Annotated in this window: 17 protein-coding genes; 8 read left to right on the forward strand and 9 right to left on the reverse strand. The window is 60.8% G+C overall.

All coding sequences use genetic code 11. The features are described 5' to 3' along the window. The first annotated feature begins 148 nt into the window (after window positions 1-148). From scpA to IC234_RS18790, 5 genes are all read left to right on the forward strand, one after another. Window positions 149-2,302: a methylmalonyl-CoA mutase gene (gene scpA / locus IC234_RS18770; RefSeq protein ID WP_190927666.1), complete on the forward strand. Its 2,154-nt coding sequence runs from the start codon at window positions 149-151 to the stop codon at window positions 2,300-2,302. Between the two features lie 36 nt (window positions 2,303-2,338). Then, window positions 2,339-3,928 carry an ORC-CDC6 family AAA ATPase gene (locus tag IC234_RS18775; RefSeq protein WP_190927668.1) on the forward strand — a complete coding sequence of 530 codons (1,590 nt, stop codon included), beginning with the start codon at window positions 2,339-2,341 and terminating at the stop codon, window positions 3,926-3,928. 307 nt (window positions 3,929-4,235) lie between these two features. Then, window positions 4,236-4,928, forward strand: a complete 693-nt coding sequence (locus tag IC234_RS22080; RefSeq protein ID WP_190927671.1) for a hypothetical protein — start codon at window positions 4,236-4,238, stop codon at window positions 4,926-4,928. 557 nt (window positions 4,929-5,485) lie between these two features. Next, on the forward strand, window positions 5,486-7,150 hold the full coding sequence (locus IC234_RS18785) for a T9SS type A sorting domain-containing protein (protein WP_190927673.1): 1,665 nt from the start codon (window positions 5,486-5,488) through the stop codon (window positions 7,148-7,150). Window positions 7,151-7,230: 80 nt separating this feature from the next. After that, window positions 7,231-7,593, forward strand: coding sequence for a DUF1304 domain-containing protein (locus IC234_RS18790; protein WP_190927676.1), 363 nt, complete (start codon window positions 7,231-7,233; stop codon window positions 7,591-7,593). Between the two features lie 98 nt (window positions 7,594-7,691). Here the strand turns inward: IC234_RS18790 and IC234_RS18795 are convergent, their stop codons facing one another. After that, on the reverse strand, window positions 7,692-8,408 hold the full coding sequence (locus IC234_RS18795; RefSeq protein WP_190927680.1) for a TonB family protein: 717 nt from the start codon (window positions 8,406-8,408) through the stop codon (window positions 7,692-7,694). A 568-nt stretch (window positions 8,409-8,976) separates the two neighbouring features. Between IC234_RS18795 and IC234_RS18800 the strand changes: the two genes are divergently transcribed. Then, entirely contained in the window at window positions 8,977-9,516 is a 540-nt protein-coding gene (locus tag IC234_RS18800; protein WP_190927682.1) for a hypothetical protein, read from the forward strand. Here IC234_RS18800 and IC234_RS18805 read toward each other — a convergent pair. Continuing rightward, window positions 9,513-10,013, reverse strand: a complete 501-nt coding sequence (locus IC234_RS18805; RefSeq protein ID WP_190927684.1) for an ankyrin repeat domain-containing protein — start codon at window positions 10,011-10,013, stop codon at window positions 9,513-9,515. The genes IC234_RS18800 and IC234_RS18805 overlap by 4 nt on opposite strands. Before the next feature lie 111 nt (window positions 10,014-10,124). Next, the gene (locus tag IC234_RS18810) at window positions 10,125-10,871 is read right to left on the reverse strand and encodes a J domain-containing protein (protein WP_190927687.1); all 747 of its coding nucleotides are present in this window, start codon (window positions 10,869-10,871) and stop codon (window positions 10,125-10,127) included. Window positions 10,872-11,095: 224 nt separating this feature from the next. Here IC234_RS18810 and IC234_RS18815 point away from each other — a divergent pair, with 224 nt between their 5' ends. After that, window positions 11,096-11,965 carry an urease accessory protein UreD gene (locus tag IC234_RS18815; RefSeq protein ID WP_190927689.1) on the forward strand — a complete coding sequence of 290 codons (870 nt, stop codon included), beginning with the start codon at window positions 11,096-11,098 and terminating at the stop codon, window positions 11,963-11,965. Here the strand turns inward: IC234_RS18815 and ureG are convergent. From ureG to IC234_RS18845, 6 genes are all read right to left on the reverse strand, one after another. Beyond that, complete coding sequence (gene ureG / locus IC234_RS18820; RefSeq protein WP_190927691.1) at window positions 11,962-12,714, reverse strand: urease accessory protein UreG; 753 nt, start codon at window positions 12,712-12,714, stop codon at window positions 11,962-11,964. The two genes, IC234_RS18815 and ureG, sit on opposite strands and share 4 nt — an antisense overlap. Before the next feature lie 412 nt (window positions 12,715-13,126). After that, a complete protein-coding gene (locus IC234_RS18825; RefSeq protein ID WP_190927693.1) occupies window positions 13,127-13,819 on the reverse strand; it encodes an urease accessory protein UreF in 693 nt (230 codons plus the stop codon). A 76-nt stretch (window positions 13,820-13,895) separates the two neighbouring features. Then, window positions 13,896-15,614 (reverse strand): urease subunit alpha, encoded by a 1,719-nt coding sequence (gene ureC / locus IC234_RS18830; protein WP_190927696.1) that lies wholly within the window; start codon window positions 15,612-15,614, stop codon window positions 13,896-13,898. A 23-nt stretch (window positions 15,615-15,637) separates the two neighbouring features. Next, a complete protein-coding gene (locus IC234_RS18835; protein WP_190927698.1) occupies window positions 15,638-16,555 on the reverse strand; it encodes a hypothetical protein in 918 nt (305 codons plus the stop codon). Window positions 16,556-16,569: 14 nt separating this feature from the next. Next, complete coding sequence (locus IC234_RS18840) at window positions 16,570-17,307, reverse strand: urease subunit beta (RefSeq protein ID WP_190927700.1); 738 nt, start codon at window positions 17,305-17,307, stop codon at window positions 16,570-16,572. Window positions 17,308-17,445: 138 nt separating this feature from the next. After that, the gene (locus IC234_RS18845) at window positions 17,446-17,976 is read right to left on the reverse strand and encodes an urease accessory protein (RefSeq protein WP_190927702.1); all 531 of its coding nucleotides are present in this window, start codon (window positions 17,974-17,976) and stop codon (window positions 17,446-17,448) included. A 271-nt stretch (window positions 17,977-18,247) separates the two neighbouring features. Here IC234_RS18845 and gltB point away from each other — a divergent pair, with 271 nt between their 5' ends. Next, entirely contained in the window at window positions 18,248-22,768 is a 4,521-nt protein-coding gene (gene gltB, locus IC234_RS18850) for a glutamate synthase large subunit (RefSeq protein ID WP_190927704.1), read from the forward strand. The last annotated feature ends 120 nt before the right edge of the window (window positions 22,769-22,888 follow it).

A 22,888-nucleotide genomic window follows, 5' to 3' on the forward strand; every position in this document is an offset into this window, starting at 1 on the left:
AGCTTTTCATAAGCTGACCTTTCTCTAAACCTTAGTAGCGTTTCTGCTTGAAAGAAAACGCTCCTCACATCTCAGGGCTTTGCGCGTTGAGAGGACGGATTGCTTCGGCTGCGCCTCGCAATGACAGATGCCTTTGTTATTCCTTGCCATGAAACCCGACTTTTCCTCGATTCCTTACAACGCCGCTGTTGCCCCGGCTGCGCCCGTGGCTCCTGAAACGGCGGCCGCCCTCACGCCCGAGGGCATCGCCATCAAGCCTTTCTACACGGCGGCTGACGTGGCCCGCCTCGACCACCTAGGCTTTGGCGCGGGGCAGGCGCCTTACCTGCGTGGGCCCTACGCCAGCATGTACGTGCAGAACCCGTGGACCATCCGGCAGTACGCCGGCTTTTCGACGGCCGAGGAATCGAACGCGTTTTACCGCCGCAACCTGGCCGGCGGGCAGAAAGGGCTGAGCGTGGCCTTCGACCTGGCCACCCACCGCGGCTACGACTCCGACCACCCCCGCGTGCAGGGCGACGTGGGCAAGGCCGGCGTGGCCATCGACTCGGTGGAAGACATGAAAATCCTCTTCGACCAGATTCCGCTCGACCAGATGTCGGTGAGCATGACCATGAACGGGGCCGTGCTACCGGTGCTGGCCTTCTACATCGTGGCGGCCGAAGAGCAGGGCGTGAGCCCGGAAAAGCTGTCGGGCACCATTCAGAACGACATTCTGAAGGAGTTCATGGTGCGCAACACCTACATCTACCCGCCCGCCCCGAGCATGCGCATCATCGCCGACATCTTCAGCTACACGGCGGCCAAGATGCCCAAGTTCAACTCCATCAGCATCTCGGGCTACCACATGCAGGAGGCCGGCGCCACCGCCGACCTGGAACTGGCCTACACCCTGGCCGACGGCCTGGAGTACGTGCGCGCCGGCCTAGCCGCGGGCATGAAGATTGACGAGTTTGCCCCACGCCTGAGCTTTTTCTGGGCCATTGGCATGAACCACTTCATGGAGATTGCCAAGCTGCGGGCCGGCCGCCTGTTGTGGGCCAAGCTCATCCAGCAGTTCAACCCCACCAACCCCAAGAGCCTGGCCCTGCGTACCCATTGCCAGACCTCGGGCTACTCCCTCACCGAGCAGGACCCGTACAACAACGTGGCCCGCACCACCATCGAGGCGCTGGCCGCCGCCCTGGGCGGCACCCAAAGCCTGCACACCAACGCGCTGGACGAAGCCATTGCGCTGCCCACCGACTTTTCGGCCCGCATCGCGCGCAACACCCAGCTCTACCTGCAGCACGAAACCGACATCACCAAAGTAGTAGACCCCTGGGGCGGCTCGTACTACGTCGAAACCCTCACCCATGAGCTGGCCGACAAGGCCTGGGCCCTCATTCAGGAAGTGGAGGCGCTGGGCGGCATGGCCAAAGCCATCGAAACCGGCCTGCCCAAGCTGCGCATCGAGGAAGCCGCCGCCCGCAAGCAGGCCCGCATCGACTCGGGCAAGGAAATCATCGTGGGCGTGAACAAGTACCAGACCACCGAAAAAACGGAGGTCGAAGTGCTCGACATCGACAACGACGCCGTGCGCACCAGCCAGATTGCCCGCCTCAAGCAAGTGCGCGCCGACCGCGACCCCGTGGCCGTGAAAGTGGCCCTGGCTGCCCTCACCGAAGCCGCCGGCGTGCGCCTCAACGACCTTGCCGCCGATGCCGACAAAGACGCCCACAACCTTCTGGCCTTGGCCGTGACGGCCGCCCGCGCCCGCGCCACGCTGGGCGAAATCTCCGACGCCCTCGAAGCCCAGTACGGCCGCCACCAGGCCACCACGCGCACCGTGGCCGGCGTCTACTCCCAGGAAATGCACCACAACGAAGCGTTTGAACAAGCCCGCGCCGCCGCCGAGGAATTTGCGGCCCGCGAAGGCCGCCGCCCCCGCATGCTGGTGGCCAAAATGGGCCAGGACGGCCACGACCGCGGCGCCAAAATCATTGCCACCAGCTTCGCCGACGTGGGCTTCGACGTCGACCTCGCCCCCCTCTTCCAGACGCCCGCCGAAGTGGCCCGCCAGGCCGCCGACAACGACGTGCACGTGGTGGGCGTGAGCAGCCTCGCCGCCGGCCACAAAACCCTGCTGCCCCAGCTGCTCACGGAGCTCAAGCAGCTCGGCCGCGAAGACATCCTGGTGATTGCCGGCGGCGTCATCCCCGCCCAGGACTACCAGTTCCTCTACGACGCGGGCGTGGCCGGCGTGTACGGCCCCGGCACGGTCATCGCCACCGCGGCGCTGGAGATTCTGGGGAAGCTTTAATATTGTATATAAATACCACCTGTTAAAACCCAAATCATGGCCACCTTGCTGAATACCGCGTTTATGAGGCTTAATAAGCGAGCAGAAACTAGTGAACGTGCTCAGCTTGTTGCTACTTTCGTTGATGTTGGGCCCCTCTTCACATTATTATCCAATCCTAATCACCAAGTGATTTATGGAAGACGTGGCACAGGAAAAACCCATGCTCTCCTTTACCTTTCCGACATTAAAGAAACAAAAGGAGATATACCCGTATATATAGACATGAGAACCATTGGTTCCTCAGGGGGTATTTATTCCGATGCGAGTATACCTACCCATGAGAGGGCCACTCGCCTCTTGCAAGATGTTTTAATATCATTTCATAATAGTTTACGAGATTATTTTAGCAATAATTTACGCAGTTACGACCCTGCAATTGCATTAACATTAGTTGATGAACTATCTTCTGCCATAACCGAGGTTGCAGTGGTTGGGAACACAACTATTGAAACAAATACTTCAAATTCCAGAGAACGCACAAATTCTGCTGGTGCTACATTAGGTGTTAAAGATGGCAAATTAGAATTTGCCTTAGAAGGAAAAAAGGGTGCGTCCAGCAGTGACAAGCAGGAAAGAAAAATATCTGAAAGCGGTGTAACACAGCATCGAGTACATTTTGGACGCATAAGCAATGCTCTTCGAGAACTTATCGGCATTCTTGGGAAAAAGAGAATTTGGTTATTACTAGACGAATGGAGCAGTGTACCCATCGAATTACAGCCTTTTTTAGCGGATTTACTAAGAAGGTCTATATTTCCCCTAGCTGGGTTTGTTGTAAAAATTGCTGCCATTGAGCAACGGTCACATTTTATTGCTAGACTACATCATAATGATTATTTAGGGTTTGAATTGGGAGCTGATATTTCAGCAGACCTCAACCTAGATGATTTCATGGTTTTTGAGAATAACACTCAGGCTGCAAGAACATTCTTTAAAGAATTGTTCTACAAGCATTATCTTGAAATAGAAGACCTTGATAAATCTACTGGACCAAAAAGCTCTGATGAATTTATTCAGCAGGCGTTTACTCAATCCAACGTATTTGATGAATTCATTAGGTCAGCAGAAGGTGTACCTAGAGATGCTATCAATATCATTGGCTTGGCTGCTCAAAGAGCATTAAACGACTTGATTTCAATGAATCATGTAAGACAAGCAGCACTTAAGTGGTATCAGCAAGACAAGGAAAGCTTAGTGCGGTCTAACGATGATGCACACGACTTACTTCACTGGGTAATCAATGAAGTTATAAAAGAGCGAAAAGCCCGAGCTTTTCTGTTAGGTACAAACACACGACATGACTTAATAGATTACCTGTTTGATGCTCGCATCATACACATTCTTAAAAGAAATGTGTCTGCTCATGACCAACCAGGTTCTAGATTTGATGTCTATAAGTTAGACTATGGTTGTTATGTTGATTTGATTAATACAACCCGAGCGCCTCAAGGACTACTTCCTTCAGAAGACGACGAAGGAAGTGTTGGCTTTATTGATGTTCCACCAGACGATTACCGTTCTATCAGGAGGGCAATTTTGAACCTTACTGCTTACGAGAAGGAAAAGAAGCACACTCATTCCTAACAAGAATAAGCACTTCACAAGGCCCGCCCCTCCCGGCGGGCCTTTTTCGTGCGGCGGGCCTTTTTCGTGCCCCGCCCGGTAGCCACGGCATCCCGGGCATTAGCCGGCGGTTCCCGCCGCTTCGCTAGCCGCTGCCGCTGCTTAGTTGGCGGCTCCCGGCCCTTAGTTGGGTGGGGTCGAGTGCTAGTTGACGATTCCCGCCGGCGGGAAGACCCAACTAAGGCCCGTGAACGGCTAACCAAGCGGCGGGAATTGTCAACTAAATTCCTACCTTGGCGACCATCATTCACCTTTCATTTCCAACCACATGCCTACCCCTACCGATGTAGTTAGACACTACTCCCAACCCGATGCGGCCATGCGCCAGAACATGCGCACCATGCACGGCCACTACCTCACCCACCAAGCCAAGTTCCAGGCGTTCAACCCCGACTTTGACGCGGATTTTGGCACCGAATGGCTGGCCGCCCTCGACCTGGCCGACACCACCCCCGACCACACCGTGCGCGCCGGCGAGCTGAAGGAAGACACCGCCGAAGTAGAAGACGTGATGGTGCGCGCCCAGCGCGCCGCCCAAACCCTGTTTTACTACGTGGGCCGCGCCTTCCCCCACAACGCGGGCCGCATGGCCGCCTACGGCCGCAACACCTACGATGCCGCCCGCGATAGCCACGACAAGATGCGCACCCTGCTGCAAACCGCCTTCGCCGCCGCCACCCGCGACCACGCCGCCCTGGCTGCCAAAGGCTACACCGCCGCCCAGTTGGCCGCGCTGGGCACCCTGGCCGAAGAGCTGACCGCCGCCAACACCGACCAGGAAATGAGAAAAGGCACCAACACCGAAGGCCGCGACCACTACGTGACCGTGCAAAACCACGCCTACGGCTACGGCCAGGAAGCCAGCGCCGCCGCCAAGCTGCTATTTGCCGAAGACAAGGCCACCCTGAACCTGTTCCGTCTAGGCGGCGACGCCGCCGCGCCAAAGCCCGCCGGCGCATAGCCCCCGCTGCCTCCCAAGAGAAAGCGGCCCGGAGACACCTCCGGGCCGCTTTTTTATTAGGGCGATGAATTGCCTGGTGCACTTCGAGCGAGGCCTGGGTTGCCTGGCCACTGCCCCGGGTGGCGCGCGGCCGATGGCGGCCGGGCGCTACCCCGTCGGGGGCACCGATGCAGGGGCCAGCCGGTACGTGCGGGGGCAACACAACGCCCCGCGCCGGCGCGCGTCGAAACCGCGGGGCCGGCATAGGGGGTGGGCCGGCCTCCGGCGCTTCGGCCCCGGCCCGCCCCCGCTGGCCGGGGTCATTTTTTTTGGCTGCGAAGCGCTTCTGCTGCCGCGCGGTGGCACCCGAAACGCTCGGGCTTAGCAAAAATTCAATAGTAACTATACTTATTTTATATCATTAACCATTACCTTGGTGCTACGCTTCGGAGCGCGGCGCCCGGCCAAGCTGGCAGGGTTGAGGTTGGAAGGTGGCGGTCGTGCATGAGGTTGGTTGGGGTGGTGGGCCGGCGGTTCCGGGGCTGCGGCAGTATTGTTTCATTTTATCCCTTACGGTTATGAAAAAGCTCTTACCAGGCCTTCTCGTGCTCCTGCTAGTGGGCAGCCTGCGGGCCCTTGCCCAGCCCTCTACCTGGACGTTTGTGCAGCCCGCCACCGACATCAACGCGGTGATGGACGTGGCCACCGACGCGGCCGGCAACGCCTACATCACGGGCCGCTTCACGGGCTCGACGCAGGTGGGCACCACCACCATCGCCAGCGCCCGGCCGGGCATGTGCCTGTTCGTGGCCAAGCTCAGCCCCGCCGGGCAGGTGCTGCGCGTCACCAAGCTGGAGGGGGCCACCGACGTCATTCCCTACGCCATAGCGGCCGATGCGGCCGGCAACACGTTCCTGACCGGGGCCTTTTTCGGCACGCTCACCTACAACGGCGGCCAGCAAACCACCGGCCGCCTCCCGCTGCCCTTCGAGGTGGGCGGCTACAACATTTTGCTGGTGAAATGCGACCCCCACGGCCGGGTGAGCTGGGTGCGGCAGGCCGACGGCGGCAGCAGCGGCACGTACGGCAACAGCTACGGGGCCGACGTAGCCGTGGACCAGCAGGGCAACAGCTACATCAGCGGCCGGGTAAACGGGCCGAATGTCACGTTTGGCACGCTCGCCTTCGGCGCCCGCCGCAACCAGGGCTTTCTGGCCAGCTACAACCGGCAGGGGCAGCTGCGGTGGGCGCGCGTGCTACAGGCCTCCCCTATTCAAACGCCCGGCATCAGCGAAAGCGCCGCTGGCGGCGTGGCCCTCGACAACGCCGGCCATTGCTACATCAGCGGCACCGGCGTGGGGGGGTGGGAACTGGATGGCATCGCCTTGTCAAACCTGACCGGCACCCTCTACCTGGCCCGGTTCGATGCCGGCACCGGGCACCTGGACTGGGCCCAGACCACGCCCGGCACGGGCGATGGCCACGCCCTGGCCACCGATGCCCAGGGCGACGTGTACCTGGGCGGCCGCTTCGCGGGCACGGCCACGTTCGGCCCCCGCATGCTCACCAGTGCGGGCAGCGACGACGGCTTTGTGGCCCGCTACGACCCCGACGGCTCCCTGGACTGGGCCGTGGCCATCGGCGGCGTCAATTACGACGTGGTGAGCGCGCTGGCCGTAGACGCCCGCACCCGCAGCTGCTACGCTTCGGGCATGATGAACTTCACCTCCCAGGGCACCAATCAATCTTTCCTGGCCCGCCTCAGCCCCAGCGGCCGGATGCAGCAGCAGGTGTTGGTGGGCGGACCGGGCACCAGCTCGGGCGCGGGCCTGGCCCTCGATGCGCGCGCGAACGTTTACACCACGGGGGTTTTCACGGGCAGCTGCCTCTTCGGGGGCATTGGCCTCACCTCCCCGTTCACCGAAAGCTACCTGGCCCGCTACGGCAGCCGCCCCGGCGGCCACGGCTGCGGCGGGGATGATGACGACGACGACAACGCCCGTGCCGACCTGTTCCCCAACCCGGCCCAACACCAGTTCACGCTGCGGCACCGCGGCGCGGCGGGGGCCAGCCAGGCCACGCTCTACAACCTGCAGGGCCGGGCTGTGGCCACCCAGCCCCTGCCCGCCGCCGCGGCCGAGGTTCGCTTCGATACCTCCGCCCTGCCCGCCGGCCTCTACACGCTGCGCCTGCTGGGCCCCCACGGCCCCGGCCCCGCCTACTCCGTGCAGGTGCAGCACTAGCACGGGCTCGGGCAGCGGCTGAAAGTTGAGTAAGTTGCTGCGGGTCTTCCGCTGCTTATCCTTCCTTCGCGCCCGTTGCCATGCCCCTGCTCAGCCAACTTCTCATCGGCGTGGTGGCCGCCATCCACTTCTATATCCTGTGGCTGGAAATGTTTGCCTGGACCACCCGGGGCCACAAAACCTTCCGCTCCCTGCGGCCCGAGCTATTCGCGCCCACCAAAGTGCTGGCCGCCAACCAGGGGCTCTACAACGGCTTCCTGGCCGCCGGCCTGGTGTGGGCCCTGCTAATAGCGGACCCGGCCTGGCACCGCTACGTAGCCAGCTTTTTTCTGGGCTGCGTGGCGGTGGCGGGGCTGTATGGCGCGGCCACGGCCGGCCGGCGCATCCTGTGGGTGCAAACGGTGCCGGCCCTGCTGGCCCTGGGCGCGGTGTGGCTGGCCTGAGGAATTTCCCGCAGGCCCAGCTTTACCACCGCCCAACGCAACGGAGCCAGCTTGCGCCGGCCCCGTTGGACTTTTCTATCCCAATTAGAAGCACCAAACTAGGGCCGCTCCCGGAATACAAATGGCACAGCCATGGTTTTGGATACTCGCACGGCGTCGCCGGCTACGCGGCCGGGGTTCCACCAGGGCATGAGGCGGATGACGCGCAGGGCTTCCTCGTCGAAACCGTTGCCGCAGCCGCGCACCACTTGCGCGTCGGTGATGCGCCCTTCCTCGTCTACCACAAAGCTGACGAACACCGTGCCCGACAGGCCTTTGGCCAAGGCGGTTTCGGGGTAATGCGCGTTTTGGCTCACAAACTTGCGGTAGGCCGCGTCGCCGCCCGGAAACGTGGGCGGCACCTCCGAATAGGTGAGCACCTCGGATTTGCCGCCCGTCTCTGCCCCCGAAGCAGCGGAGCTACCGGGCGTAGCCGCACGGCTGAGGGCGTACATTTTTACCGTGAGCGGCTGGGTGGCCGACACCGCCACGGTCTGGTCGCGGTAGCCCTGGCACTTGAACACCAGCACGGATTTGGTATCGGTCAGCGGCAGCAGAAAATCGCCGGTGGCATTGGTACTGGTGACGTGGGGGGTGCCCTGCACCGTTACCACCACGCCCGGCAGGGGCGTTTCCGCGTCCGTCACCACGTGGCCACTGATGGTGGCAGCAGGCGTCGAGACGTGAGCCGAAGTTTCGGCAGAGTGAGCCAAGGCAAGCTGCGGGCGGGCCATGAGCACCTGGCCAAACATAAATAAGGTAGTAATGAACATCATAGCAGGGTGGGATTTGGGTTTAAAAGGAAGAGAAAACATGGTGTCTGGCAACAATCGTTTGTTGCTAACACTCCGGCCGGGCCACTACTTGACGGCCCTTCCGAAATTATAAATCAAATAGCCGTATACCAAGCGTCGGCCATCTAAAAAGCTCAGCCACTTTCTGCAAGCCGCTTTAATATGCTCTAAAAAAACAACTTAGCATTTTAAGCAGCGCAATTCAACAGCAGTGGCTTTACTGGTTTTATTTACAATGTATTAGGCTACAAATAACGCAATTATACTTTAGCAATTCGCAGGCTGACATTCTAAGAATAAAAATATTTGCCACCGATAAAATCAATCACAGTTACAATATAACTATACCAATCGCCCCTTATGATGCTACAGGGTCAGGCCTCCTACAATTGGTGGCCTGATGTCGTGGAAAAGCCAACGGATGGTGCACCACTTTTTTGTAGCACTGGGCAACCGGTTCCCCCGGGCGCGCATCTCGCGCTGTGGTACCGGCCCTACCCGTGTGGGGCCGGAGCTACCGCCCTTTCTTGCACGCTTCACCTTTCTGCACATGCTCAAATCGATGCTCTTTCTGGCGGGCGCGCTCCTTGTGGGCAGCGCAGCCCGTGCTCAGGCTCCCGCGGCCGAGGTGAAGGCCCTCACCGCCCGGCTCAACCAACTGCTGGCAGACCCCACCAGCCCGGACGAGCACACCAAAGTGCGGGTGTCGCTGGCCGGCTGTGGCTTCCGCCAAACCATTCGGAAGTACCGCACGCCCGACCACGCCAGCACCACCAACATTGCCGTGAGCAACAGCAAAAACGGCAGCAGTTGGGGCTTCAAAAGCAACGAAAACGTGGAAATGGAGCTCACCCTGGCCCAGGAGTGGGCCGAAGTGGGCACTGTGACCTATGCGGCGAAGGAGGACGAAGGCGGCCGCCGCTACTACGACCTTGTGGTGAAGCGCCGCGACGGCGCCGACGGCAAGGCGCCGTCGGGCATTGCCGCCACCATCACGCTTGCGCTCCACACCGGCAGCGAGCAAGAAGTGGCCGCCCTAGTGAAGCGGCTGGAGGCGGTGCGGGGGCAGTGCGTGGGCCGCAAAGGCTAGGCCTCGGCCGGGGCGCCGCCCAGCGCAGCCCAGGCTTCTTCGTTGCCCTGCTGCCCGGCCAGGGCCAGGGCGGTGAGGCCGCGCACGTCTTTGATGTCTTTGTTGGCGCCAGCGGCCACCAGAAGGCGCACCAGCTCGTTGCGGCCAAACAGGGTGGCAAACATGAGGGCCGTGCCGCCGTTGCCGTTTTGCAGGTCGAGGTTGGCACCGCGCTCGATGAGCAGGCGGGCCACGTCGGCGTAGCCCTTGAAGCTGACGCCCATCAGGGCCGTATTGCCGGTCACGTCTTGCCGGTTGGGGTCGGCGCCGGCGTTGAGCAGGAATTTGGTGGCATCGTAGTGGTCGTCGTATGCCGCCAGGATGAGGGCCGTGAAGCCTTTGCTGTTGGCCAGGTTCACGTCGAGGCCCGTGGCCAGCAGCTCGTGCAGGGTCGCCACGTCGCCGCGGCGCGCGGCATCAAACAGCAAATCTTCGGGGCGGGAGGAAGTAAAATCCATGGAGAGGGCAGGAAACAATGAGGGCGCAAAAGAACGTGGTATGCGGTAACGGCTGGCCGCCTGAGGAGTTTCGCCGGGTTGCCATGCACTGGGCATTTTCCGCATCCTGCCTCAAAACCACAGCAGGACTACCAGGGTGAGGATGGCTAACAACCCGCCCACGGCTGCCGTGTTCACGTAAGTTTCGGCCAAGTGACCGGGCCACACGCCCACGCCCGCCACGGCGGCCAGCAGCAGCGGCAGCAGGAAGAACGTGCCGTAGATGGTACCGCCGTAGGGCTGAAAGGGAGCTGGCCCGTCGGGCGAGTCGGGGGCGCTCACCTTGCTCACCACGCCCAGGAGCGGCGTTTGCCACACGTCGATGCGTTGGTCCTCGCGCACCCGGTAGCCAATGGCGCTGGGGAGCCGAAACGTGGTGTGCTCGGTGTGCACCCGGTAGGCCAGCTGAGGGCTGGAGAGCGAGGCCGACACCGACACGGGGAAGCGGCTCCGCACGGTTTCGTGCCGGTAGTGGCGCAAGGGCAGGGCCCAGTCGAGGCCCAGCAGCAGGCAGCAGCCCAGCACGGCGGCATTGAAGCGGCGGGCCCACACGGCCCAGCCGGCCATGCGCTCGTCGGCGCGCTGGGCGGCTGAGGCCGGCACGGGCGGCTCCTGGGCCAGCAGCAGGTCGTAGGCCACGCGGCGGCGGGAATTGCCGAGGATGTCGTAGCCGGTTTCGACTTCGGCCAGACGGGCTTTCATGGCGCGGTCGGCGGCAGCCAGGCGCTTGAGGCGGGTGCGCTGGCGCAGGTAGGCTTTCTCAATTTCCTGGGCCGTAGCCGTGAGGCCCACGCCCAATACGCGGTAATAGTTCTGCATGAGCTTCGCACGGAAAGTCCCTAAAATACAGGTGCCGCGGCGTTTTGAAACGCGAGCCCCGGGGCGGGTATTGTGGGCAGCCCCCGGGGCTTGCCGCCGGCGGCCCCAACATGCCAACATTTTCGATTGGCGCCGGCTTGGCAAGCCGGCATCCGGTCCGTACTTAGCGGGCCGTGCCAATGCCCCGCTCCGCTCCCCTGCTTCCTCAACCCGCTGCTCCGGCCGTGGCTCTGGCTCTCGCGCCGGCCCCTGAATGGAGCACGCTGGAAGTGGCCGCAGTACGTGGCAAGTCGCGGCTGGTGACTTGCAAAAACATCCAACCCCTGAAACTGCTACAGCCCACCGCGCCGGGCGGTGCCGGCCACGTGGTGCTGAGCAGCTACGGCGGCGGCCTGGTGGCGGGCGATGTTATCCGGCTGCGCATTTCGGTCCGAGCCGGGGCGCGGCTGGTTCTCAGCACGCAGGCCAGCACCCGGGTTTTCCGCTCTATCGACGGAGCGGTGGCCGAGCAGCACACCGTGGGCGAGTTGGGCGAAAACGCGCTGGCCGTCATTTTCCCCGACCCGGTGGTGCTGCAAGCCGAAAGCCGCTACCGCCAGCGGCAGGAGTGGCACCTGCAGCCCACCTCCCTCCTGCTGCTCGTCGACTGGTTCCACTCGGGCCGCATGGACCAGGGCGAACGGTTTGCGTTTACGTCGCTGCACTCGGAACTGCGCATCCGGGTAGCCGGTCGGCTGGTGGTCTTAGACCGGTTTGCGTTCACCCCGAGGGAAAACATTGCCACCTCGCCGGCCAATTTCGCCGGGTATCAGACCTTCTTTTCGGTGTTTCTGGTGGGCAGTCCCGACGATGCCCGATTTCAGAAACTGGGCGAAATGCTGGCGCGGCAAAAAATGCCGGGCAGCACGGGGCCGCATTTCAACATCAGCAGCCAAGATTGCATGATTTCGGTGGCCCGGGCGCGGGAAAATGTGTGGGTGCTACGGGCCGCCGCACACAGCCGCATGGCCCTGCAGCCGCTGTGCGAGCAGATTCTAGCGGCGCTGGCCGACGAGGAGCTGCTGGGATACAACCCGCTGGCGCGGAAATACTAGCGCCGGTCCTCGCGCACGGCAGCCAGCGCGCGGGCTTTTGCGGCTTTGATGTGGTTGATAATCTCATCCAGCCCGTGCCCATCGATGGCGCGGGCAAACAGGAACGGCCCTTCGCCGCGCATCTTCTTCGAGTCCCGCTCCATCACGCCCAAATCAGCTTTTATTAAATCTTTGAGGTCGATTTTGTTGATGATGAGCAAATCGGACTGCGTGATGCCGGGGCCGCCCTTGCGCGGAATTTTGTCGCCGCCCGACACGTCGATGACGTAGATGGAATAGTCGACCAGCTCGCGGCTGAAGTGGGCGGCAAGGTTGTCGCCGCCACTTTCGACAAACAGGTAATCCAAGCCATAATCGAAGCGCTGCATGAGGCCTTCGAGGGCGTCCATGTTCAGGGAAATGTCCTCCCGGATGGCGGCGTGCGGGCAGCCGCCGGTTTCCACGCCCACGATGCGGTTTTCATCCAAAGCGCTGTGGCGGATGAGGAACTCGGCGTCTTCGCGGGTGAAAATATCGTTGGTGACTACGCCCAGCTCGAACTCGTGGCGCAGCCGCTCGCACAGCGCCTTCAGCAGTGCCGTCTTGCCAGTGCCCACCGGCCCGCCGATGCCCACGGTGAAGGCGCGCTTGCGGAAGTTGCGGTAGCTGGGCAGCCGCCGCGTTTCGCGCTCGTTGAAGTCGCCGGGCGACTCGTATGCTTCGTGCTGGTGGCCGTGGAGGAGCAGGGCGAGTTTTTCGACAAAAGCCATTTGCTAGGATTTAAGGCGCTTGGACTGATGATAAGTTTTCATGCTCATTAGCACGAAATACGTTGGCGCAATACTCAATATCCATTGTGATAGATAAGCAACTGATTGGTAGAAACTACCGAACTGTTTAGCCATGATTTTTCTGTAATCTAAAATTAGAAAGAGTATTGATAAAGCGTACATCACGATGTATAAAATCCTTGCCCATTGATACCCCTTGCTTATAAAGTAGTAGTGCAAAAGCAAGCAAACTCCAATGAATAATAATGAACCAAAGCCAAAATACTTATTCTGAACCCCGAATACGCCGGTAGCTGTAAAATAATTGAAGGCACTCAGCATAACCAGATTTGTCGTGAGTATTGACGCTGCTATTCGGTCGTATTTATTAGGCTGGGGCATGGGAAATTTATTAGTTCTGAAACAGTTTGGAATAAATATCATGATGCAGCACCTGCGCCGCATCGAGCAGAAACGCCGAGCGGGTGGCCTCGCCATACCCCCTCCCCGCCTGCGCCATCAGCACATGCTCGAACACCGCATAATAATCGTGCTGCAGCTGGTGGCCCTCCAACGGCCCCAGAAACCCAAGGCGAATGGCGGCGCTGAGCTGGTCGCGCAGCAGCATGTGCAGGTACATGGCCTGTAATTCTTTTAACTCGAAGCCCACCCGCTGTAGTGCCAGCGTGAACACCAGTGTGAAATGCGGCGGAATATTTTGCTTGTTGAACCATTGGGTAATGGTTTCCAAAGCCGCTTCCGGGTAGAAGGTGGCTAGCAGTTTCAGCCAGTTGCGGCCCTGCACGGCGCTGGCTTTGTAGAGGCTGGGGACGAGCAATTGCGCGTCGTATTCTTCGGCGATGGTTTGAAATTCGAAGATTTTTTCGGTGAGATGGAAGGTGGAATGGATGAAGGGCAATTCGGCGCTGCCGGCTTGCTGCAAGTAGGAATACAGGTAATTCCGCAGGGCAAACGGCGTATTTACCAGCCCGAAGGTGATGCTGCTTTCCAAGCCATAAGAATAGGCGAATGAGCCGGTGGGAATGGCCGAATCGACGAGGTGCAGGAGGCGGGCGAATTGCATGCGGGCGATGTAGAGACGCATAATTGCGTCTCGTCGTTGAACGAGGATGTGCGAACGGCGCGGACGACGAGACGCAATTATGCGTCTCTACACCTCTTTAAAACAAATTATACAGCTGCGCCAGCGGCAGCACCTCGGCCGGCTCGCAGGTCAGGTGCACGCCGTCCACCATCACGCGGTACGTCTCGGGGTCGACGGAAATATTGGGCAAATAGTCGTTTAAGGCCATGTCCTTCTTGCCAATATTCCGGCAGTTTTTTACGGCCACTACCTGCTTCGTCAGGCCATAATCCGCCCGCACTCTTTCAACAGAAGCACCCGACACGAACACCATCGAGCTCTTGCCGATGGCCCCGCCCAGCGCGCCGAACATGGGGCGCGAGAACGAGGGCTGCGGCGTGGGAATGGAGGCGTTGGCGTCGCCCATCTGGGATTGGGCGATGATGCCGCCTTTGAGAATCATCTCGGGGCGGGCGCCGAAAAAGGCGGGTTTCCAGAGCACCAAATCGGCCAGCTTGCCGATTTCGACGGAGCCGACTTCGTGCGCGATGCCGTGGGCGCGGGCCGGGTTGATGGTGTACTTGGCCACGTAGCGGCGCACGCGGAAATTGTCGGCCTGGCCGCTGGCGGCGTCTTCGGGCAGGGGGCCGCGCTGTTGCTTCATTTTGTGGGCCGTTTGCCAGGTCCGGGTGATGACCTCGCCCACCCGGCCCATGGCCTGCGAATCGGAGCTGATGATGCTGAGCGCGCCCATATCGTGCAGGATGTCTTCGGCGGCGATGGTTTCGCCCCGGATGCGGCTTTCGGCGAAGGCCACGTCTTCGGGGATGTTGCGGTCGAGGTGGTGGCAGACCATGAGCATGTCGAGGTGCTCGTCGATGGTGTTCACCGTGAAGGGCCGCGTGGGGTTGGTGCTCGACGGGATGACGTTGGGCTCGCCGCAGATTTTGATGATGTCGGGCGCGTGGCCGCCGCCCGCGCCTTCGGTGTGGTAGGAATGGATGGTGCGGCCCTTGAACGCGGCCGTGCTGGTTTCTACGAAGCCGCTCTCGTTCAGCGTATCGGTGTGGATGCAGACCTGCACATCGTATTCCTCGGCAATGGTCAGGCACATGTCGATGGCCGCCGGCGTGGTGCCCCAGTCCTCGTGCAGCTTGAAGCCCAGCGCCCCGGCCTCGGCTTGCTCGCGCAGCCCCTCGGGCTTGGAGGCATTGCCCTTGCCCAGGAAGCCGAAGTTGAGCGGGTAGGCCTCGGTGGCCTTCAGCATGGTTTCGAGGTAGAACGCGCCGGGCGTGCAGGTGGTGGCGTTGGTGCCGGCCGCCGGCCCGGTGCCGCCCCCAATCATGGTGGTCACGCCCGAAGCCAGCGCCTCGGGAATCTGCTGGGGGCTGATGAAATGGATGTGGCAGTCGATGCCGCCGGCGGTGAGCAGCTGGCCTTCGCCGGCAATGACTTCGGTGGTGACGCCCACCACCATGCCGGGCGTGACGCCGGGCATGAGGTGCGGGTTGCCGGCCTTGCCGATGCCCACGATGCGCCCGCCCTTGATGCCGATGTCGGCCTTGAAAATGCCGGTATAATCGACCACCAGCGCGTTGGTGACAACCAAATCCAGCGCATCGGCCGGCCCGATGCCGGCGGCCTGGCCCATGCCGTCGCGCAGCACCTTACCGCCGCCGAATTTGCATTCCTCGCCGTACACGCAGTAGTCGCGTTCAACTTCAATCAGCAGGCCGGTATCGCCGAGGCGCACCCGGTCGCCGGTGGTGGGGCCGTACATGTCGGCATACGCGCGACGGGAGATGGGGAGGGACATGAAAACGGCTTTAAGTATTGCTATCAACGATAAAACGAGCGTTTCCCCGCTGTTCTGGATGTTCTAAGTACTTGGCCTGTATGCGCTGCGATATGCAGGATGTTACAGCCGACATTGACGCCTTTGTATGTACAATTTCTGAACGTCCATTGGAAACAATCATTCTTATTGTCATACCCAAAGGCAATAGTCGTTTTTCTTCTTTTGTAACTCTTGTTGCGCTTGGCAATTTTTATTGCTTCGTTCTTAGTAATGACTTTTGCTTTAGACGCATCATGGCCTATTGCTGGAAATCCTAGCTCTACCGTTACTCTTCCGGTGCTATCCATTGCCATCGAACCACCAAGGGTATCGGCAATAGCAAAGCATAAATAGTAGTTGTGAACGGTCCATTGATAATTCAGCGAATTGGGCTCAACATTATGCAATCTATTGATATCAACAACGCGCCCTCCAGAGAATTGCGTGCGTGAATAATAGTCACTTCCTAGTCTATCAATTAGATAGGCGGCCAGCTTTTTTTGAATAAAATCAGGTAAATCAGAGAGGCTATTGGATACTTGAGGAGCATAGAACCCAAAGCTTGGAGTGCCACAGTCCCAAATTAGGGGCCCGGGTTTTCGGCGAATTAATTGAATTGTAACGGGCTCATGATTATTAATATCTACTTCATAATTAATCTGCTCATAGCCTTTTTCATTTATGAAAATTTGATATTTAGACTTACTACTTAGCTCATCAGCTTTTATTATTCCTACAAAATTGCCTTGGGCATCAGTTTGATTTATGTCAATCCATTTGTCGTAATCTTTATGTACATATAGATATAATCCAGGCATAGACTTTCCTGTTTCTTTATCCATAATTGTCCCTGTTATCTGCACTTGACACAAGGCGATTGTGCTGTATAGCAGGGTAAAGACGAGAAAAAAGTATTTCATAAATCAGCTTTGGGTTACTTCAGTTTCTCCAGCGCCTGCTGCTTCTTTCCAGCTTCATCCAGCTTCCCATCAATCAGCCCATTGCCGCCGTACACGGTGCGCTCGCCGGCCAGGGCCACCAGGCGCACGCGCTTGCGCTCGCCGGGCTCGAAGCGCACCGCCGTGCCGGCCGGGATGTTGAGGCGGAAACCGTAGGCGGCGGCGCGGTCGAAGTGCAGCGCCGCGTTGGTTTCGAAGAAGGGATAGTGCGAGCCGACCTGCACGGGCCGGTCGCCCATGTTCACGACGTCCACGTCCACCGTGGCGCGGCTTTCGTTGAGGATGATTTCGGCCGGGTGCAGCTGGTATTCGCCGGGCTGGGGGTGGCCGGCGTGGGCGGGCGCGGTGCCGGGGGCCGGGGATTTGCGGAGGCCGGAGCCGTAGAGGGCCAGGGCGGCATCGCCGGTTTCGCGGCAGATGGGGTGGTGCACGGTCACGAGCTTAGTGCCGTCGGGGAAGGTGCCTTCGATTTGGACTTCGTGGAGCATGTCGGCCACGCCGGGCAGCACGTCGGCCAGGCCCAGCAGCTGCTTGCCCTTGTCCATGAGCACGGCCACCCGCTCGCCGTCGCGGATGAACTCCAGCAGCTGCGTGGCGATGAGGGCCAGGGCTTCGGGGTAGTTCAGGAGCAGGCCACGGGCGTAGCGCTTCTGCGCCACGAAACCGGCCTGGTGGAGAACGAGCTTGTCGAGGTCTTTGGGGGAGAGGTGCATGGATTCATCGGACGATTGTAGAGACGCGACACTTCGCGTCTCGTCGTTGCTGATGTTGTTATGGCTGGGCTGGCGGCGTGGTTCCGGTCGTTCAACGGGGAGACGCGAAGTGTCGCGTCTCTACAATCGTTCTGAATGTCACCATCGCACATTCCCGTAAATCATCCAGCCACCATACAGAATACAGACCAGCGAAGAAAGCGTAACCGTGGCCGTTTTCAGCGTCCGGCTGATTTTCATGCGCTTGGTGAACGGCACGCTACACAGCCCGGCCACGATGAACATGCCCAGAATGGAGCCCGTGCCGAACACCGCGAAGTAGCCCACGCTCAGCCACGGGTCGCGGATTTCGCTCATCACCAGCAGCACCAGAGCGCCGCTGCCGGCCAGGCCGTGGAGCAGGCCCACAGCGTAGGCGGCGCGGGAGGGGGCCACGCCAGGGCGCACCTTGGCGGGGGGCTTGCTTTGGTCAAGCAACCGGCTAATGCCCATCACGATGAGCATCAGGCCCACAGCCGCCTCGAAATACCCGGAGGTGAGGAAGGTGACGCGGCCCAGCAGAATGATAGCGCCTGCCACGACCAGCGTAGTGGTGTGGCCCAGGCCCCAGTAGATGCCGTCGCGCAGGGCTTCGGTCAGGGTATCACGGCGGGAAATGAGGTTGCCCACGGCCAACAAGTGGTCGGGTTCAAATGCATGACCCATTCCGGCTATGGAAGCGAATAAAATGGGCAGCAGGCCTTGCATTTGATAGTCATTCTGTCAGAAAAAATATCCCCAAACGTTTGAGGCCTTTTCATCTGGGGTCAAAAGGTAATTTCATGAAAATGTAATCCGAATTTTTCAGTTGGTACTAAAATTCCTGCGACTTGGGCTGTAACTTACTTTTCCGCGCCAGTTGCTGGCGCGGGTAAAGTCTTCATTTTGTGCCTGTTTCTGTATGAATCCCAACGCCGCCCAGGGCCTGTACCGCCCCGAATTTGAGCACGATGCCTGCGGGACCGGTTTCATCACCTACCTCAACGGCCGCAAGACCCATCAGACCATCACCGACGCGCTGACCATGCTGGAAAACATGGAGCACCGCGGCGCCTGCGGCTGCGATTCCGACTCCGGCGACGGGGCCGGCCTGCTCATTCAGATTCCGCACTGGTTCCTGCTGGAAGAGTGCGTGGCCCTGAATATCCGCCTGCCCGAGCCGGGTAGCTATGGCGTGGGCTTTGCCTATTTGCCCAAGGACGAAAAGCTGCGCGAAGCCTGCCGCGAGGTCATCAACGGGGCCGCCGCGCGGCTGGGGTTCCCGATGCTGGGCTACCGGCCCGTGCCGGTGAACCCGACCGGCATCGGTACCACGGCGCTGGCGGCCGAGCCGGTGATGGAACAGGTGTTTTTTGGGCGGCCAGCGGGCATTACAAATCCGGATGATTTCGAGCGCAAGCTGTACGTGCTGCGCCGCCTGATTTTCAAGACGGTGCGCGAAACGGTGACGGCCGCGATGGACGTGTTCTACTTCGCCTCGCTCTCGTGCAAAACCATCGTGTACAAAGGCCAGCTCACCACCTACCAGGTGCGCGGTTACTTCCCCGACCTCAGCGACGAGCGGGTGACGTCGGCGTTCGGGCTGGTGCATTCGCGGTTTTCGACCAACACGTTTCCCAGCTGGAAGCTGGCCCAGCCGTTCCGGTTTCTGGCGCATAATGGGGAGATTAACACGCTGCGGGGCAATCTGAACTGGTTTTATGCGGGCTTGCGCAGCTACGTGTCGCCCTACTTCTCGGCCGAGGAAATGGACATGCTGCTGCCGGTAGTCGATGCCGGGCAGTCGGATTCGGCCTGCCTCGATAACGTGGTGGAAATCCTGCTGCACTCGGGCCGCCCGCTGCCGCACGTGATGATGATGCTGGTGCCTGAAGCCTGGGATGGCAACACCCAGATGGACCCGCTCAAAAAGGCCTTCTACGAGTTCCACGCCACGTTTATGGAGCCCTGGGACGGCCCGGCGGCCCTGCTTTTTACTGATGGCAAGCTGATTGGAGCAATGCTCGACCGCAATGGCCTGCGCCCCCTGCGCTACCTCGAAACCACCGACGGCCGCGTGCTGGTGGCCTCCGAAGCTGGCGTGCTCGGCATCGACCCCGCCACCGTGGTGCAGAAAGGCCGCCTCCAGCCCGGCAAAATGCTGTTGGTCGACACCGTAGCCGGCCGCATCATCACCGATGAAGAATTGAAGGCCCAGGCCGCCGGCCGCCAGCCCTACGGCGCGTGGCTGAACGAGTACCAGATTCGGCTGGAGGAATTGCCCGAGCCGCGCCAGGTGTTCACGGAGCTGGCGGCAGACTCTGTTTTTAAGTACCACCAGGTGTTCGGCTACACCCGCGAGGACATCGACGTACTCATCACGCCCATGGCCTTGGAGGGCAAGGAGCCCATCGGCTCGATGGGCGTGGACGTGCCGCTGGCGGTGCTTTCCGACCAGCCGCAACACCTGAGCAGCTACTTCAAGCAGTTTTTCGCGCAGGTCACGAACCCGCCCATCGACCCCATCCGGGAGCGGCTGGTGATGAGCCTAGCCACTTTCCTGGGCAACAACGGCAACATTCTGGACGAGGACAAGCACCACTGCCACTGTGTAGCCCTGCGCCAGCCCATCTTGAGCAATCTGGAGCTGGAGAAGCTGCGCAGCATTGATACGGGCTTGTTCAACGCCAAGACCTTGCTGACCTACTTCAAGGCCGACGAGCAGCCCGGCGCGCTCGAACGCGGCCTCGCCCGCCTCTGCCGCTACGCCGAAGATGCGGTGAATGACGGCTACGAAGTCCTGATTTTGTCGGACCGCGGCGTGGATTCGCTGCACGCGCCCATCCCGTCGCTGCTGGCTGTTTCGGCCGTGCATCACCACCTCATTAAGCTTGGCTGCCGGGGCACGGTGGGCCTGGTAGTGGAGGCCGGCGACGTGTGGGAAGTGCACCATTTCGCCTGTTTGCTGTCGTTCGGGGCCACCGCCATCAACCCCTACCTGGCGCTGGCCACCATCCGGACCATGCACGAGGCGGACCAGTTCAATACCACGCTCGACCATGAGCAGCTGAATTACAACTACATCAAAGCCGTGTGCGACGGCCTGCTGAAGATTTTCTCGAAGATGGGAATTTCGACTTTGCAGAGCTACCACGGCGCGCAGGTGTTCGAGATTCTGGGGCTGAACCAAGCCGTGGTGGACGCTCATTTCTGCGGGGCGGTCACGCGCATTGGTGGGCTGGGGCTGGATGAAATAGCCCGCGAAACGCTGTACAAGCACTTCCAGGGCTTCAAAAGCACCACGCCCGAGGAGCAGACTTTGCTGCCCGACGGCGGCCTCTACCACTGGCGGCGGCGCGGCGAGGCGCACATGTTCAACCCCGAAACCGTGCACCTGCTGCAACTGGCGACGCGCACCAACAATTACGCCACCTACCAGCGGTATGCGAAGCTGATTAACGAACAGCCGGAGCGCATGTTCACGCTGCGCGGCCTGCTGGAGTTTGCCCACCACCGCGACCCGATTGCGCTGGAGGAAGTAGAGCCAGCCGAGGGCATCATGCGACGGTTTGCGACCGGGGCCATGTCGTTTGGTTCGATTTCGCACGAGGCGCACAGCACGCTGGCCATTGCCATGAACCGCATCGGCGGCAAGAGCAACACCGGCGAGGGCGGCGAGGACCCGCTGCGCTACGAACAGATGCCCAACGGCGACTCCATGCGCTCGGCCATCAAGCAGGTGGCCTCGGCGCGCTTCGGCGTCACGGCCCACTACCTCACCAACGCCGACGAGTTGCAAATCAAGATGGCCCAGGGCGCCAAGCCCGGCGAGGGCGGCCAGCTCCCCGGCCACAAGGTGGACGAGTGGATTGCCAAGGTGCGCCACGCCACGCCCGGCGTGGGCCTGATTTCGCCCCCGCCCCACCACGACATCTACTCCATCGAAGACCTGGCCCAACTCATCTTCGACCTGAAAAACGCCAACCGCGCCGCCCGCATCAACGTGAAGCTGGTGAGCAAGGCGGGCGTGGGCACCATCGCGGCCGGCGTCGCCAAGGCCCACGCCGACGTGATTCTCATAGCCGGCTACGACGGCGGTACGGGCGCGTCGCCCATCAGCTCCATCAAACACGCTGGCCTGCCCTGGGAGCTCGGCCTGGCCGAAGCCCACCAAACCCTGGTGCGCAACCAGCTCCGCAGCCGCGTGGTGCTGCAAGCCGACGGCCAGCTCAAAACCGGCCGCGACTTGGCCGTGGCCGCGCTTTTGGGGGCCGAAGAATGGGGCGTGGCCACGGCCGCGCTGGTGGCCGGCGGCTGCGTGATGATGCGCAAATGCCACCTCAACACCTGCCCCGTGGGTGTGGCCACCCAAGACCCCGAGCTGCGCAAGCTCTTCACCGGCCAGCCCGAGCACGTCGTGAACCTCTTCCGTTTCCTGGCCGAGGAGCTGCGCGAAATCATGGCCGAGCTGGGTTTCCGCACGATAAATGAGATGGTGGGCCGCCCCGAATTCCTGAAAGTGCGCGAAGGCATCACCCATTGGAAAGCCCGCCATCTGGACCTAAGCGACATGCTACATCCGGCCGCCAATATTTCCGGCGGCACCTTGTATCAGAGCGAAGCGCAGGACCACGGCCTGGCCCACATCCTCGACTGGCAGCTGCTGGAACACGCCCAGCCGGCCCTGAATGAGCAGACGCCTGTTTTCGCCGAGTTCGAGGTGCAAAATATCGACCGCACCATTGGCACGCTGCTTTCCAACGAGATTGCCAAGCGCTACCACGCCGCCGGCCTGCCCGACAATACCATCAACTACCGTTTCCGCGGCTCGGCGGGACAGAGCTTCGGCGCGTTCAGCGTGAAGGGACTGTCCTTCGCACTCGAAGGCGAGGCCAACGACTACGTGGGCAAGGGCCTGAGCGGGGCGCAGCTGGCCATCTTCCCCTCCCTCGCCGCGCATTTCGTACCCGAGCAAAACATAATTATCGGCAACGTGGCGCTGTACGGGGCCACCTCCGGCGCGCTGTTCGTGCGCGGGCAGGCCGGCGAGCGGTTCGCCGTCCGCAACTCCGGCGCGACGGCTGTAGTGGAAGGCGTAGGCGACCACGGCTGCGAGTACATGACCGGCGGCCGCGCCCTCATCCTGGGCCAAACGGGCCGCAACTTCGCCGCCGGCATGAGCGGCGGCATCGCCTGGGTCTACGACCCCAATGGCACGTTCCCGCAGAACTGCAACCCCGAAATGGTGGAGCTAGACCCGCTCGATGCCGATGACGAGGACCAGATTCAAGAGCTGCTGCGGAAGCACGTGGAGCTAACGGGCAGCCAGGTTGCGGCGTTTCTGCTGGGGAACTGGCAGGAGGAAGCCGGGAAGTTCGTAAAGGTGTTTCCGAGCGAATACAAGAAGGTGCTGGCGAAGGCGCGGTACGCGACGGTTGGCTGAACGATTGTAGAGACGCGACACTTCGCGTCTCGTCGTTGAACGACTCGCGTTGCACGCCCATACCTGCACCAAATTAACTAACATCAGCAACGACGAGACGCGAAGTGTCGCGTCTCTACA

Origin of the sequence: Hymenobacter armeniacus (assembly GCF_014699055.1) — a bacterium.
GTDB classification, from domain to species: Bacteria; Bacteroidota; Bacteroidia; order Cytophagales; family Hymenobacteraceae; genus Hymenobacter; species Hymenobacter armeniacus.

Coding starts and splice junctions, on each gene's coding strand:
- IC234_RS18795 (WP_190927680.1), bottom strand. CDS start 8,408: ATGATGTTCATTACTACCTTATTTATGTTTGGCCAGGTGCTCATGGCC.
- ureC (WP_190927696.1), bottom strand. CDS start 15,614: ATGTCCCTCCCCATCTCCCGTCGCGCGTATGCCGACATGTACGGCCCC.
- IC234_RS18785 (WP_190927673.1), top strand. CDS start 5,486: ATGAAAAAGCTCTTACCAGGCCTTCTCGTGCTCCTGCTAGTGGGCAGC.
- IC234_RS18835 (WP_190927698.1), bottom strand. CDS start 16,555: ATGAAATACTTTTTTCTCGTCTTTACCCTGCTATACAGCACAATCGCC.
- IC234_RS18775 (WP_190927668.1), top strand. CDS start 2,339: ATGGCCACCTTGCTGAATACCGCGTTTATGAGGCTTAATAAGCGAGCA.
- IC234_RS18840 (WP_190927700.1), bottom strand. CDS start 17,307: ATGCACCTCTCCCCCAAAGACCTCGACAAGCTCGTTCTCCACCAGGCC.
- IC234_RS18810 (WP_190927687.1), bottom strand. CDS start 10,871: ATGCAGAACTATTACCGCGTATTGGGCGTGGGCCTCACGGCTACGGCC.
- scpA (WP_190927666.1), top strand. CDS start 149: ATGAAACCCGACTTTTCCTCGATTCCTTACAACGCCGCTGTTGCCCCG.
- IC234_RS18805 (WP_190927684.1), bottom strand. CDS start 10,013: ATGGATTTTACTTCCTCCCGCCCCGAAGATTTGCTGTTTGATGCCGCG.
- IC234_RS22080 (WP_190927671.1), top strand. CDS start 4,236: ATGCCTACCCCTACCGATGTAGTTAGACACTACTCCCAACCCGATGCG.
- gltB (WP_190927704.1), top strand. CDS start 18,248: ATGAATCCCAACGCCGCCCAGGGCCTGTACCGCCCCGAATTTGAGCAC.
- ureG (WP_190927691.1), bottom strand. CDS start 12,714: ATGGCTTTTGTCGAAAAACTCGCCCTGCTCCTCCACGGCCACCAGCAC.
- IC234_RS18825 (WP_190927693.1), bottom strand. CDS start 13,819: ATGCGTCTCTACATCGCCCGCATGCAATTCGCCCGCCTCCTGCACCTC.
- IC234_RS18800 (WP_190927682.1), top strand. CDS start 8,977: ATGCTCAAATCGATGCTCTTTCTGGCGGGCGCGCTCCTTGTGGGCAGC.
- IC234_RS18790 (WP_190927676.1), top strand. CDS start 7,231: ATGCCCCTGCTCAGCCAACTTCTCATCGGCGTGGTGGCCGCCATCCAC.